11 protein-coding genes and 1 pseudogene are annotated in these 13,160 nt (G+C 70.3%); 1 reads left to right on the forward strand and 11 read right to left on the reverse strand.

Translation table 11 applies throughout. From position 1 onward, the window contains the following. Positions 1-5 precede the first annotated feature (5 nt). From IPN47_10685 to IPN47_10735, 11 genes and pseudogenes are all read right to left on the reverse strand, one after another. Entirely contained in the window at positions 6-1,229 is a 1,224-nt protein-coding gene (locus tag IPN47_10685; GenBank protein MBK9408490.1) for a lytic murein transglycosylase, read from the reverse strand. Positions 1,230-1,285: 56 nt separating this feature from the next. Then, complete coding sequence (locus IPN47_10690; GenBank protein ID MBK9408491.1) at positions 1,286-2,722, reverse strand: NAD-dependent succinate-semialdehyde dehydrogenase; 1,437 nt, start codon at positions 2,720-2,722, stop codon at positions 1,286-1,288. 54 nt (positions 2,723-2,776) lie between these two features. Then, entirely contained in the window at positions 2,777-4,216 is a 1,440-nt protein-coding gene (locus tag IPN47_10695) for an aspartate aminotransferase family protein (GenBank protein ID MBK9408492.1), read from the reverse strand. Between the two features lie 115 nt (positions 4,217-4,331). Next, the gene (locus tag IPN47_10700) at positions 4,332-4,862 is read right to left on the reverse strand and encodes a Rieske (2Fe-2S) protein (GenBank protein ID MBK9408493.1); all 531 of its coding nucleotides are present in this window, start codon (positions 4,860-4,862) and stop codon (positions 4,332-4,334) included. 70 nt (positions 4,863-4,932) lie between these two features. Further along, a complete protein-coding gene (locus IPN47_10705; GenBank protein ID MBK9408494.1) occupies positions 4,933-5,445 on the reverse strand; it encodes a hypothetical protein in 513 nt (170 codons plus the stop codon). A 27-nt stretch (positions 5,446-5,472) separates the two neighbouring features. Beyond that, positions 5,473-6,048 carry a hypothetical protein gene (locus IPN47_10710; GenBank protein MBK9408495.1) on the reverse strand — a complete coding sequence of 192 codons (576 nt, stop codon included), beginning with the start codon at positions 6,046-6,048 and terminating at the stop codon, positions 5,473-5,475. Positions 6,049-6,248: 200 nt separating this feature from the next. Continuing rightward, complete coding sequence (locus tag IPN47_10715; protein MBK9408496.1) at positions 6,249-7,403, reverse strand: P1 family peptidase; 1,155 nt, start codon at positions 7,401-7,403, stop codon at positions 6,249-6,251. A gap of 114 nt (positions 7,404-7,517) precedes the next feature. Next, positions 7,518-8,255 (reverse strand): CoA-transferase subunit beta, encoded by a 738-nt coding sequence (locus IPN47_10720; GenBank protein MBK9408497.1) that lies wholly within the window; start codon positions 8,253-8,255, stop codon positions 7,518-7,520. A 112-nt stretch (positions 8,256-8,367) separates the two neighbouring features. Next, positions 8,368-9,253, reverse strand: a pseudogene (locus tag IPN47_10725) (CoA transferase subunit A). A gap of 14 nt (positions 9,254-9,267) precedes the next feature. Next, on the reverse strand, positions 9,268-10,611 hold the full coding sequence (locus tag IPN47_10730) for an acetyl ornithine aminotransferase family protein (GenBank protein ID MBK9408498.1): 1,344 nt from the start codon (positions 10,609-10,611) through the stop codon (positions 9,268-9,270). 8 nt (positions 10,612-10,619) lie between these two features. Next, on the reverse strand, positions 10,620-11,981 hold the full coding sequence (locus IPN47_10735; GenBank protein ID MBK9408499.1) for an aspartate aminotransferase family protein: 1,362 nt from the start codon (positions 11,979-11,981) through the stop codon (positions 10,620-10,622). Between the two features lie 204 nt (positions 11,982-12,185). Between IPN47_10735 and IPN47_10740 the strand changes: the two genes are divergently transcribed. Beyond that, entirely contained in the window at positions 12,186-13,157 is a 972-nt protein-coding gene (locus tag IPN47_10740) for an SMP-30/gluconolactonase/LRE family protein (GenBank protein MBK9408500.1), read from the forward strand. The last annotated feature ends 3 nt before the right edge of the window (positions 13,158-13,160 follow it).

Raw genomic sequence — 13,160 nt, forward strand, 5'->3', positions numbered from 1 at the left:
TCGCGCTACGGTTCGCGGAGTGCCCGGAGCAGCCGTTGCCCCGGGCGCCCCGTGACGGCGTGCCCGATGCGAAGCTGTTCCGCTTTCACCGCCTCGCGCGTGCGCACGGTGAGCACCCCGCTCGGGGCCCCGATGTCGTGCCCGCGCGAGGCGAGCAGGCGTTGCAGCTCACGACGGTCGGCGCGCGAGAGGCCGAGGTCGTCGGTGGGCCACGGTGTGACGAAGGGGGCGCCGCCACGCAGGCGGTCGGCGAGGTGGACGATGGCGAGCGTGTACGCCTCGGAGGCGTTGTAGCGATAGACGGCGCCGAAGTTTTCGCGGACCAGGAAGGCCGGGCCATTCGGCCCTGCCGGCAGGTGCAACCCGGCCTTGGTCGCCGGCGACTGTCCCGCCCGCACGAGCGGCGCGCCGTCCACCCGCTGCACCCCGCGCGTATGCCAGACGCTCAGTGGACGCTGGATCTTGCGCCCCTCCCCGCGCCCCGAGAAGCCGGGGGGGAGGCGCACCTCCATCCCCCACGAGCCGCCGGACTGCCAGCGCGCGCGGCGCAGGTAGTTGGCCGCCGAGGCGAGCGCATCGCCAGGGGTGTGGAGGATGTCGCGCCGCCCATCGCCGTCGAAGTCGACGGCGAGCCACTCGAAGCTGCCGGGCATGAACTGCACCTGGCCAAAGGCGCCGGCCCACGAGCCCAGGAAGCGTGCGCCATCGACGTCGCCCTTCTGCACGATGCGCAAGGCGGCGAGGAACTCGCGGCTGAAGTATGCCTGCCGGCGCCCGTTGCAGCTGAGCGTGGCCAGCGAGCGCAGGACGTCGAAGCTCCCCATCCCGCGCCCGAAGTTGCTCTCGATCCCCCAGATGGCGGCGACGATGTGCGGGTCGACGCCGTAGCGCCGCTCGATGGTGTCGAACGTCGCGCGGTGCTCGCGCATCAGCCGTCGGCCATCGTCGATGCGCTCGTCGTCGACCATGACGGCGAGGTAGTCCCAGATGGGGAGCTTGAACTCGGGCTGTGCGTCGCGCTGCTCGATGATGCGTGTATCGAGCGTGAGCCCCGTGACGTGGCGCGTCCACGTGCTGTCGGCGATGCGCCTGGCGCTCGGCGACGACCGCAGGGCCGAGAGGCAGCGCGCGAGCGAGTCCTGGGACGGGGCGGGCTGCGCGAACGCGAGGCGCGCCGCTCCCGCCAGCGTCAAGACGGCGAGCACGGCCGCGTGAGAGTGCCGTCGCATCCGCTATCGCACTCCCGCGGCCGCCAACGCTCGCGGCGTCGTCACCGACGAGGCGATCACGCGTCCAACCCTAACGACACGTACTGCACGTCGAGGTACTCGGCGATTCCCTGATGACCGCCCTCACGCCCCAGGCCGGAGAACTTGACCCCGCCAAACGGCGCCTGCGGCGTGGACGGGACGCCATCATTGACGCCGACGATCCCGTAGTCGAGCGCTTCGGAGACACGGAAGGCGCGCGAAAGGTCGCGAGTCCAGATGTAGGCGGCGAGACCGGCCGAGGTGTCATTCGCCGCACGCACGACCGCGTCGTCATCGGCAAAGGACAGGATGGGGGCGACGGGGCCGAAGGTCTCTTCCTCGAGGATGCGCATGCCGGGGGCGACGCCCGTGAGGACGGTGGGCGAGAAGAAGCGCCCGTTGAGGCGCGTCCCGCCGGTGACGATGCCAGCGCCGCGCACCAGCGCATCGGCCACGTGCGACTCGACCTTGGCCACCGCTGCCTCATCGACCAGTGGCCCCACCTGCGTCGCGGGATCGAGCGGATCGCCTACGCGAAGCGCCTCGGTCGCCGTCGCCAGAAGGAAGGTGAACTCGTCCACGATGCTCCCGTGCACGTACACGCGGTTGGCGCAGACGCATGTTTGCCCCGCGTTGCGGAACTTGGAGGCGACCACCTCGCGCACCGCCGCATGCACGTCGGCATCGCCGAACACGATGAACGGCGCGTGCCCGCCCAGTTCGAGCGACATCCGCTTCATCGTTCGGGCCGCCTGCGCGTACAGCAGCATCCCGACCTCGGTGCTCCCGGTGAAGCTGATCTTCCGGATGCGCGCGTCGTCCATGAGGACGCGGGAGACAGGAATCGGATCGCGACAGGGGAGGATCTGCAGCGTCCCCGGCGGCCCGCCCGCCTCTTCCCAGAGCTTCCCCAGGTGCAACGCGGTGAGCGGCGACTGCTCGGCGGGCTTGATGACCATCGTGCAGCCGGCGGCGAGTGCCGGCGCCGCCTTTCGCGTGATCATCGCGGCCGGGAAGTTCCACGGCGTGACGGCGTACACCGGGCCAACGGGGCGCGCGTTGACGAGGAGCCGCTTGCGTGCGAACTGCGACGGGATCGTCTCGCCGTGCACGCGAATCGCCTCGCCGGCGTAGTAGCTCACGAAGCCGGCGGCGTATCGTGCCTCACCACGCGCTTCGGTGACCGGCTTCCCCATCTCGCGGGCCATCAGCTCGCCCAACCACGCCTCGTCGCGGAGGATGAGGTCGTTCCACCGGGTGAGGATGGCGGCGCGCTCGTACGCGGTCGTCTGACGCCACCCACCGAACGCTTCGACGCTGGCGTCGGCCGCGGCGCGTGCTTCCGCTTCCCCGCAGTCGGCGACGGCCGCCAGGTGCACGCCGGTGGCCGGGCTCACCACGTCGAACGTGGAGGAGGTGGAGCTCCAGCGCCCGGCGATGAAGGCCTGGGTGAGCGGCGTTCGGTCGGACATGTCAGCGCCTCGCGACGGGGATACGACGGTGGATGATGTGCACCTGACGGGGAGTCAGGACACGAGCTCGGCGGCGCTCTGGGCCGCGGCCTCGCGCATGATCCCCCACAACCTCTCGACGTGCGCGCGCTCGGTCACCTCGCTCCCGATGGACACGCGCACCACCCACTGCCCATCGAGGATAGCCGGGGTGAGATAGGCCTGTCCCGCGCGATTGATCGCGTCGCACCAGCGCTGCGTGTGGGCGTCGAGCGCCGCGCCCTCCACTCCGGACGGCGTGTGCCGCACACACAGCGTCTGCAACGGGACCGGGGCCAGCACGCTCCACCCGGGCGCCGCCCGCAGCTGCGCGGCCAACCACTGCGCGTTGTCGAGGTCGCGACGCAGGCGCGCCTGCAGCCCGTGTACCCCCTGCTCCCGCACCAGGAACCAGAACTTGAGCGCGCGGAAGCGGCGCCCGAGCGGGATCCCCCAGTCGCGATAGTTGCGCACCTGCTCATCGACGGCCGAGCGAAGGTAGCTGGGGTTGGTCGACATCACGCGCACGAGGAGGTCGCTGTCGCGCACCAGGTGCATCGTGCAGTCGAAGGCGACGCCCAGCCACTTGTGCACGTTTACCACCACCGAGTCGGCCCCCTCGATGCCCTCCCACATCCAGCGGCACTCGGGGAGGATCATCGCCGAACCGCCCATGGCGGCGTCGACGTGGACAAACAGGCCGTAGCGTTGCGCGACCTCGACGATTGCCGCGACCGGATCGAGCGCGGTCGACGTCGTCGTGCCGGTCGTCGCCACCACCGCGCACGGCGTGCGCCCCTCCGCCAGGTCGGCGGCAATCGCCGCCTCGAGCGCGTCGGCGCGCATGGCGTACGTGTCGTCGGTGGCCACGTGGCGCACGAAGTCACGCCCGAAGCCGGCCAGGAGCGCTGCCTTGTCCACCGAGCTGTGCGCGTACTGCGAGGTATAGACGACGAGCGGCGACTCCACCTGCTGCAACCCGCCGCGCCCTAACGAGAAGTTGGTGGCACGCTCGCGGGCGCAGATGAGGGCGAGCAACGTCGTGGTCGACGCCGTGTCCTGGATGACGCCCTGCCAGGCTGGCGACAGCCCGACCATCTGCCGCAGCCAGTCGGTCGCGACCTCCTCGACCTCGGTGAGCGCCGGGCTCGACTGCCACGAGAGCCCGAGCACGCCGAGCCCCGTGCTGAGCAGGTCACCGAGTACCGAGGCGAGCGAGGAGTTGGCGGGGAAGTAGCCGTGGAAGTTGGGGTGCTGCCAGAGCGTGAGCCCTGGGACGACGATTCGGTCGACGTCGCGCAGCATCGCCTCCCACGGTTCGCCCTCGTCAGGCGGCGCGGCGGGGATGGCACGGCGCACCTCACCCGGCGCGGTCTTCGCCATGATGGGGTGCGAGCCGTCGTAGACGCGCGTCCGGTAGTCGGCGAGCCAGTCGATGAGCTGGTGACCGGCGGCGCGGAATTCCTCTGGGGTCATGCGAGAGCGGGGGCTGGGGCGGCGGGACGTGCCGCAACAAGATACGCCGCACCCCCTCCGGATGCGGCGTCCTGATCGCGAACCCCCGGCGCGCGACGCGCAGCCGCGCGTCCACTCAACCGATCGTGAGCGTCCCCGTCGCGGCGTCGTACGTGGTGGTGTAGCTGCGCAGGCTCGAGGTGCGCTGTCCACTCTGCCACGTGCCGGTCGTGCCGAACTTGGCGCCGTGGCGCGAGCAGGTGAAGCCCGTGCTGGTGCTGGTCACGAGCGCCCCTTCGTGCGGACAGACGCGGGAGAGCGCGATGAAGGTGTCGGTCCCGGTGCGGACGATGGCGAGTGGTGCACCATTGAGCGTCACGAGGGCGACCCCTCCAACCGAGGAGAGCGTGGAATAGTCGGCGATCTTGATGCTCGAGCCGACGGTGGTGGGCGCGTTGCTGGTGATCGCATCGCCACCGCAGGCAGCGAGGGCGAGCGCGGCCGCCGCCAGCATCGACTGCGTGAGGAAGCCACGCCGGTCCAGGCGCGCCGCTTCGGCGCCCAGGAAGGCGAGCCCCTCGCGCACCGTCTCGTGCGCGCAGCGCCCGCCGCACTCCTCGCTCGCGTGTGCGGGCGTCGTGCTCGTGGTGATGATGGGGTCGTTCATGGCGGCGTCTCCGTGGTGCCTGGTGTGTCGTGTGGTGTGGTATGGGGTGTCGTACGTCGTCTGGCGCTCGTCAGGCCATGTTCACCAGCGCCGTCCCAAGGACGAGCGTAGCGATCCAGAGTGCGATGCTCGTCCAGGCGCTCGCGCGCATCCGTCGCCACAGCGACTGCGCGACGGTGGGCGCGAGCGCGGAGTCGCGACGCAGCGCCCCCTCGGTGCGCGTCATGACGACGCCGTTCACGAGGAGGAGGACGATGAAGCCGAACTTGATCCAGTACACCGGCGACACGATGTAGGTCTCGAGGTCCGCGGCGGTGAGGGCGACGCCGCTGACGAACAGGACCGTGAGCGCCCCCAGCACCGGGCGATGCACGGCGCCCAGCTCGGCGAGCTGCCGCTGCCGGTCGTCAGGCGCCGTATTCCCGACACGCAGCGTGCTGCGATCGGCGGCGATCGCCAGTCCACCGCCGACGAGCAACGCCGTCAGGTGCAGGGCGATGACCGAGGTGGAGAGCAGCGTGGAGTTCTCAAATACTGTCTGCCAGGGGGCCACGACCTCCACGGCGCGTTCGAGCATGGACATTGGCCGTCTCCGCGTGCGTGCGAGGGGTCAGTCCTTCCAGAACCACATGATCGCCGTCCCGATGGTGGCGATCCCCATCGAGCCGATGGCCACGTTGCGGTGCGTGAGCGCCTTGTCGTGCGAACCGCTCGCGGAGTTGGCGAGCACGCCGGTGGCGACGAAGCCCGCATCGGCGGCAAGCATCAGGACGGTGTGCACCGTACGGCGCGTACGGCCATTCTCATCGTTGCGCCCCTCCCACCAGTTCCAGACGCCGGTGATGGTGTTCACGCCGAAGAGCGTCGCCACGGCGCCGGCCACCACCGCATGCTGGTTGCGCGTGGTCGAACTCGAGTGGTCGAGCAGCCGCTGCCCCAGGATGTACTCCGCGCCCAACAGCGGGAGCATGGTGTAGCTCGCGACGCGGTGGATCGTGAGGCGCGTCGCGTACGCGTCGCTGTATTCCACCGCCACTCGGCGCGGGCGCGTGGTGTCGGCCGGAAGACCGGACGGGAGCGCAAACGGCGAGGCGAGGCGACGAGGGCCAACCGGGTCCCCTGCCGGACGCGCAGACGATTCGAGCGAACCAGAAAAGACGACGGCTGCAAGGAGGAGTGAGAGCATCCAGCGATCCGGTGGTGATGTGCACTACACAGTTCATGAACGGCGTGTCGCGCGCTCCGCCGTTCGCCGTAGTGACAACACGCGCCCGCGGGCGCCGCCCTGACAACGCACCATGGTCGCCTCAGCCGAACAGGCGCCGCTGCGTCCCTTCTTTGTGAGGACCTAGCACGTGCGCAACGGCACGTGGCGCGCGACGGCCGCTACCTGCGCAGTCGGTTGTACTTTCGCAGGGCGGCTTGCAGCTGGTCGTGCGGGAGAGCGTACACCGTCCCGCCGGCGCCGGTCATCGTCTCCGCCGCAACCAGCGCGTTCACGATCGCCTCCTCCACCGCCTCGATCGTCGCCACGAAGAAGGGGCTGAGATCGTTGTTGGGGAGCCACGACAGCGGCGTCTCGCCGGTGGACGCCGCCGCACCAGGATTGGCCGTCGAAAAGGCGATGAAGATGTCGCCCGACCCGTTGGATGCGGTGCCGCCGAGGCGCGCGATCCCCATGGGGACGCGCCGCGCGAGGCGCTCGAGCTGGTGTGGGAGGAGCGGGGCATCGGTGGCGACCACCACGATGATCGATCCATCGCGATCGGCCGGCGGCGTTCCGTCAGCTGCACCGCCGTCGCGCCGCTCGCGCCCGGCCCCTGTCACCTCTCGCCCCACCGGCACGCCGGCAATGGTCAGCGCCTCGCGCGTCCCGTAGTTGGCCTGCACCAGCACGCCTAACGTGTAGCGTTCACCCACTCGGCGCGACGCAGTGCCGATCCCTCCCTTGAAGCCGTGCGCCACCATCCCGGTCCCACCGCCGACGTTGCCTTCGCGCACGGCACCGCCACGCGCCGAGTCGAGGGCGGCGAAGGCGTGTGCCTTGGTGACCCGTTGGGCCGCGGCGTCGTTGAGGAACGCATCCGACGTCTCACCGACCACCGGCTGGTGCCACGGGATCTCCTGTCGCACCACCTCCGCGAACCAGGAGTTCACCGCATCGCGCACGACGCCCACCGAGTAGGTGTTGGTGATCATCACCGGACCGCCCAGGATCCCCCCTTCCACGACCCACGGCGCCCCCGTCATCTCACCGAAGCCATTGCCGGCGAACCAGCCGGCGAATACCGGGGCCCATTGCTTGCCGCGCGGGAGCACCGCGGTGACGCCGGTGCGTACGCTGGTCTTTCCCTCGCCAACGACGAGCGTGAGGTGACCAACTTCGACGCCGGCAACGTCGGTGATGGCATTGTGCGGCCCCGGCGTTCCATCAAAGGGGACGCCGAGGTCGCGCGCGCGCGGGCGCGCCTGCGCAGTGGCTGGCGTGGCGGCGAGCACGCACAGCATGAGCATCGCCGACAGGTGCACCGGTCCTCGCATCGCGCCCCTCCTGGTCATCGCATCACCGCCTCACCGCGCAGGCGCACTCAGGCGAACCCAGGCGGCGCGTACGGCGTCGAGCCGCGCGAACACCGGGTCGCGCTCGCGCGCGCGTCAGCCCAGAAACAGTCGCTGCGGATCCAGCGTCTCGCGCAGCAGCCGCAGCTCATGTTCGCTCGGCCCCACCACCTCGTCCAGCGCCTCACGCACCGCCAGCTCCCACCCCACGCCGCGTCGCACGTCGTCCACGCTCACGCCGGGATAGAGCGCCGCCAGCTCCAGCTCACCCGTCGACGCGTTGGCGGCGAGGATCGCCTTGTCGGTGATCACCCGCGTCGGCCCAGCACCCGGCATCCCGAGCTCTCGCCGCGTGCCGCCGCGCGCCCGATGCCCTGGCGAGGTGATGAAGTCGACCTGCGCCGGGAAGGCGCGTGGGTTGAGGCGTGCGATGATGAGCGTGCGCCGCGCATGAATCGCGATCTCCGCCGCCCCGCCGCTCCCCGGCAGCCGCACCTTGGGTGAGGCGTAATCGCCGATGACCGTGGTGTTGATGTTCCCCCACCGATCGACCTGCGCCCCGCCCAGGAAGCCGACCTCGATGCGCCCGTTCTGCAGGAAGAGCTGGAAGACATCGGCCATGCCGCAGATCATGAGCGAACCGGTGACCAACGACGGATCGCCGACGGAGACCGGCAGTCGTTCGGGCTGCGCCCCGATCGCCCCCGATTCGTAGATCAGCGTGAGGCGTGGTGCGTGGGTCGCGCGGGCCAGGTTGCACGCCAGGTTCGGGAGCCCGATCCCGACGAAGACCACCTCCCCGTCGCGCAGCTCGCGCGCCGCGACGCACGCCATGAGCTCGGCGTTGGAGTACGACAACGATGAGGTCGAGTCGGGAGCAGCCGTCGAATCCGCGCCGCGTAGCGGCGCACTCCCGTCTCCCGTCTCCCGTCTCCCGTCCCGCCCTTCAGTACCCATACGACACTTCCCCGCTCATCGCCGCGCGCGCCGCCAACCGCCTCGTGAGTTCCGGCTGCCGCGCCATGTACTCCGCCCGGTCGGCCACGCCGTACACCCACGCGTCCAGGTACTCCGCCAGTCGCAACGCATCGCGCGACACATCCTCCCACGCGACGTAGAACGCGTTGTCGCGGTCGTAGAACCCCTGCGCATACGACGGGTGTGCCCCCCACGGCTCCACGACCACCGCATCGACAATCATCCCGGGGATGATCGTGCGATTGGGATCGGCCCGAATCACCGACGAATCCACCAGCTCCTCGACCACCACGATCACGCGCTGCCGACGCAAACGCCGCCTCCTTCTGCACGCCGAGCAGCCCCCACACCTGCGCATTCCCCTCGGCGTCGGCGCGCTGCGCGTGCACGATCGTCACGTCGGGGTTGAGCGCGGGGACGGTCGCCAGCTCGCGCCCCGTGTAGGGGCAGGTGATGCTCCGGATCTGCGGATTGGCGACCGACAGGTCGGTCCCCTGGTAGTCGTTGAGGGTCCAGAAGGGGAGTCGCGCCGCGCCGGCGCTGAAGCGCGCGACCATCCCGAAGTGCGAGTACTCCTCGATGGCCAGCGTCGGCGGCCTGGACTCGACCGCGCGCCGAAAGGCGTGCAGCGACCCCGCCCCGGGATTTCCCGCCCATGAGAAGACGAGCTTCGACGCGCAGCCGGCGGCGATCATCTGGTCGTAGATGACGTCGGGCGTGAGTCGGCACAGCGTGAGGTCGCGCCGCCGCTGGCGGATGATCTCGTGCGCCGCCGCGAAACAGATCAGGTGCGTGAACCCTTCGATCACCAGCGTGTCGCCGTCGCGCACGTGCGCGGCGATCGCCTCACGCATGGAGACGACCTTGCTCACCGCGCGGCCGCGGTCGCGTCGGTGATGCACTGATCCAGCATGGCCAGCCCGCGGTCGATGTCGACCGCATCGATCACCAGCGGCGGCGCCAGGCGCAACGCGCTCTTCCCAGCGCCTAACAACAACAGTCCGCGCTCGAAGGCCAGCTCCACGATGTGCTGCACCAGGACCCCATCCGGCTCGCGCGTCGTGCGGTCCTTCACGAACTCCAGCCCCACCATCAGCCCCACGCCGCGCACGTCGCCGATGCAGGCGTGCTTCGCCATCAGCGCCTCGGCCCCCGCCTTGAGGCGCTCCCCCTGCACCGCCGCGTTGGCCATCGCCGACTGCTCCACCACGTCGAGCGTGGCCAGCGCCGCCGCGCAGCACACCGGGTTGCCGCCGAACGTCGAGCCGTGCGCCCCGTTGCGCCACTTGTCGACCGTCTCGCGCACGATCATCGCCCCGATCGGCATCCCCGACCCCAGCCCCTTGGCCGTGAGCAGGATGTCGGGCTCGACCCCTTCATGCATGCAGGCGAACATCTTCCCCGTGCGCCCGATCCCGCTCTGCACCTCGTCGAAGACCAGCAGGATGCCGTACTTGTCGCAGAGGTGGCGCAGCTCGGTGAGGAAGCCCGCGGGGGGGACGACGTAGCCCCCTTCGCCTTGAATGGGCTCGACGAAGATCGCCGCCACGTCGTGCGGATCGAGATGACGCGCGAAGAGATCGTGCTCGATCGACGTCACGCACCCCTTGGTGCACGCCGGCTTGTCGGCGCAGTGACGGCAACGATAGCGATATGCGTAGTCGATGTGGTGCACATCGGGGAGCAGCGGCCCAAAGCCGGCGTGCTGGCGCGACTTGCTCGACGTCAGCGACACCGCGCCGGTGCTGCGCCCGTGAAAGGCGCCCTTGAAGGCGATCATCGCGGTGCGACGCGTGGCGTACCGCGCCAGCTTGATCGCCCCCTCCGTCGCCTCGGTCCCCGAGTTCGTCAGGAAGACGCGCTTCTTGGTGGGCCCCGGCGCCACCTTGGCCAGTCGCTCGCAGAGCGCCGCCATCCCTTCGTAGTAGAAGTCGCTCCCGCAGATGTGGAGGAAGTTGGCGGCCGCCGCCTGGATCGCCTGCACCACGTGGGGATGTCCGTAGCCCGTCGACGCCACCGCGATCCCCGCCATGAAGTCGAGGTACCGATTGCCGTCGATGTCTTCGACCATCACTCCGGAGCCGCGGGCGATGGCCAGCGGATACTCCTTGATGTAGCACTGCGACGTCCACTCGGAGTCGCGGTCGACAACGGCCCTGGCCTTGGGGCCCGGCGGGGGAACGACGATCTTCGGATAATCGCGGTCGGTCATGACGGGTGTCACGCAGTCGAGGGGGCGGCGAACGTCGCGTGGACCGCGACAGTAAAGCGGTCGACCAGTTCGTCGATCTCCGCCTCGGTGATGATGAACGGCGGCGCCAACAGCGCCAGGTCGCCGTTGGTGCCGTCGGCCTGCCCCACGTTAGGCCAGACGATGAGCCCGGCCGCCTGCGCGGCGCGGGTGAAGCGCTCGGCCACCTTCTCCGAGCGAGGGAACGGGGCGCGCGAATCGGGGCTGGCGACAAACTCCACCGCGGCCAGCAGGCCGTGCCCCCGCACGTCGCCCACCCCGGGGAGCCCGCGCAACCGCGACAGCGCACGATGGAAGACCGGCGCCACCTGCGCGCAGCGCTCCACCAGTCGGTGCTGCGCCAGGTAATCGAGCGTCGCGACCCCCGCGGCGCACATCACCGCGTGATGCGAGAACGTCTGCGCGTGCATCAGGTAACCGCTCCCGCGCGCGATCACGTCGACCACCGCATCGCTCGCCATGAGCGCACTCACCGGCGCGTAGCCCCCGCCAATCCCCTTGCCTAACGTCAGGAGGTCGGGGCGCACCCCCCACTGCTCGATCGCCGTCCACGTCCCCGTGCGCCCGGCGCCGCACAGCACCTCGTCGGCGATGAGGAGGACGTCGTGCCGAGTGCAGATGTCGCGCACCGTGCGCAGGTAGTCGTCGCGCGGCACGTTGGCCCCGGTCGAACTCCCCCCGACCGGTTCGAGGATGAAGGCGGCGACGCGGTCGCTCCCCTCCTCGAGGATTGCCGCCTCCAGCGCCGCCCCACTGCATGTTGGGCAGTCGCCCGCTCCCGCACACGGGCAGCGATAGGCATACGGCGCCGGGATCCGGTGCACGTCCACCAGCCACTCGCGCCAATACGCGCGGTAGTGCTCGCGCGCCGACGCCGACAGCGCGAGCATCGTGTTGCCGTGGTAGCCGGGGGCGAGGGCGATGATCTTGTGCTTCGTCGGCGCTCCGCGCTCGATCCAGTATTGCCGCGCCAGCTTGAGCGCCGCCTCGACCGCTTCGGAGCCGCTCCCAAGGATGTAGGCCTTCCCCAGCCCCGGCGCCCGGGCGACCAGCCGCTCAGCGAGCCCCTCGACCGCTTCGTTGGTGAAGGCCGTGCCGTTCACGTAGGCCAGACGCGACGCCTGCGCCGCCATCGCCGCGCCGATCTCGGCGACCCCATGCCCGATGTTGGCCACGAAGGCGCCCCCCACCGCGTCGAGGTAGCGTTGGCCGTCGGCGTCCTCCAGCCAGCACCCCTCGCCGCGTACCGCCAGCGGGTAGTCGCGAGTCAGCGATCGATAGAAGACCGGCGACTCGGGGTAGCGATGCGGCGTTCCGCCGGGCGTGAGCATCGATGGCTGGGGCACGGGCGCGAATGTGGCCCGCGCGTGGGCGCGACGCAACGGACCCCTGCCGGACTGTCGCGTGGCTTTCGCCGAAACGTCGCGCGGCGGGCACCAGGCGGCGAGGGCGGTAGTTTTCCTTCCGAGCCCCGTGCCGCGGCGCAACCGGCCAGCGCGCACCGACGGGGCCGTCACGTGCACAGGAGAGCTCCCATGTCCCGTCTTCTTCCGTCCCGCGTCGCCCCCTGGCGCCGGCTTGCCCTCGTCTCGTTAGGATCGCTCGTCGCTGCGTGCGGGGGCGAGAAGGCGCCCGCCGCCGACTCCACGGCCGCGGTTCCGGCCCCCGCCGTCGAGGCGCTGCCGCCCGCCACCGAAGGGTTCAAGGTCCCGGAGAGCGTGCGCTACGATGCCGCGCTCGACGCCTACTTCGTCAGCAACATCGACGGCAACCCGAACCAGAAGGACAACAACGGCGCCATCGTGCGCCTCGATGCCGCCAATCCGGGGACCCCGGTCGACGTGGTCCGCGGCGGGCAGAACGGCGTGACGCTGAACGCCCCCAAGGGGATGGCGATCGCCGGCGACACGCTCTGGGTCGCCGACATCGACGTCGTCCGCGCCTTCGACAAGAACACCGGCGCGGTGATCGCCACCATCGACCTCGCGCCGATGGGGGCCACCTTCCTCAACGACGTCGCCATTGCATCTGACGGCACCGTCTACATCACCGACACGGGGATCGCCTTCAGCGCCACCGGCGAACTCTCGCACCCCGGCAAGGATCGCATCTTCGCGATCGCCGGCGGCAAGCCGAGCATCGCCCTCGAAAGCGACTCGCTCCTGACGCGCCCCAACGGGATCGCCTGGGACGCGGCCAACGCGCGCTTTGTCCTCGCCTCGTTCGGCGGCCCGGCGATCATCGCCTGGAAGCCCGGCGAGACGACCACCACGCAGCTCGCCACGGGCCCCGGACAGTACGATGGCCTCGAGGTGCTCGGCGATGGCCGCCTCCTCGTCACCAGCTGGGCCGATTCGTCGCTCAACGTCGTGGCCAACGGCGCGCTCACCCGACTCAAGGGGGACATGGAGGCGCCAGCCGACATCGGCGTCGACAGCAAGCGCCAGCGCGTCGCCGTTCCGCGCTTCAACGCGGGGCGCGTGGAGTACGTGGCGATCCCCAAGTAAGCG

This window comes from Gemmatimonadota bacterium (genome assembly GCA_016719105.1).
Lineage (GTDB): Bacteria > Gemmatimonadota > Gemmatimonadetes > Gemmatimonadales > Gemmatimonadaceae > SCN-70-22.

Excerpts from the sequence above, each read along its gene's own strand:
- IPN47_10685 (MBK9408490.1), bottom strand. The coding sequence starts at position 1,229 with ATGCGACGGCACTCTCACGCGGCCGTGCTCGCCGTCTTGACGCTGGCG.
- IPN47_10690 (MBK9408491.1), bottom strand. The coding sequence starts at position 2,722 with ATGTCCGACCGAACGCCGCTCACCCAGGCCTTCATCGCCGGGCGCTGG.
- IPN47_10695 (MBK9408492.1), bottom strand. The coding sequence starts at position 4,216 with ATGACCCCAGAGGAATTCCGCGCCGCCGGTCACCAGCTCATCGACTGG.
- IPN47_10700 (MBK9408493.1), bottom strand. The coding sequence starts at position 4,862 with ATGAACGACCCCATCATCACCACGAGCACGACGCCCGCACACGCGAGC.
- IPN47_10705 (MBK9408494.1), bottom strand. The coding sequence starts at position 5,445 with ATGTCCATGCTCGAACGCGCCGTGGAGGTCGTGGCCCCCTGGCAGACA.
- IPN47_10710 (MBK9408495.1), bottom strand. The coding sequence starts at position 6,048 with ATGCTCTCACTCCTCCTTGCAGCCGTCGTCTTTTCTGGTTCGCTCGAA.
- IPN47_10715 (MBK9408496.1), bottom strand. The coding sequence starts at position 7,403 with ATGCGAGGACCGGTGCACCTGTCGGCGATGCTCATGCTGTGCGTGCTC.
- IPN47_10720 (MBK9408497.1), bottom strand. The coding sequence starts at position 8,255 with ATGGCGTGCGTCGCGGCGCGCGAGCTGCGCGACGGGGAGGTGGTCTTC.
- IPN47_10730 (MBK9408498.1), bottom strand. The coding sequence starts at position 10,611 with ATGACCGACCGCGATTATCCGAAGATCGTCGTTCCCCCGCCGGGCCCC.
- IPN47_10735 (MBK9408499.1), bottom strand. The coding sequence starts at position 11,981 with ATGCTCACGCCCGGCGGAACGCCGCATCGCTACCCCGAGTCGCCGGTC.
- IPN47_10740 (MBK9408500.1), top strand. The coding sequence starts at position 12,186 with ATGTCCCGTCTTCTTCCGTCCCGCGTCGCCCCCTGGCGCCGGCTTGCC.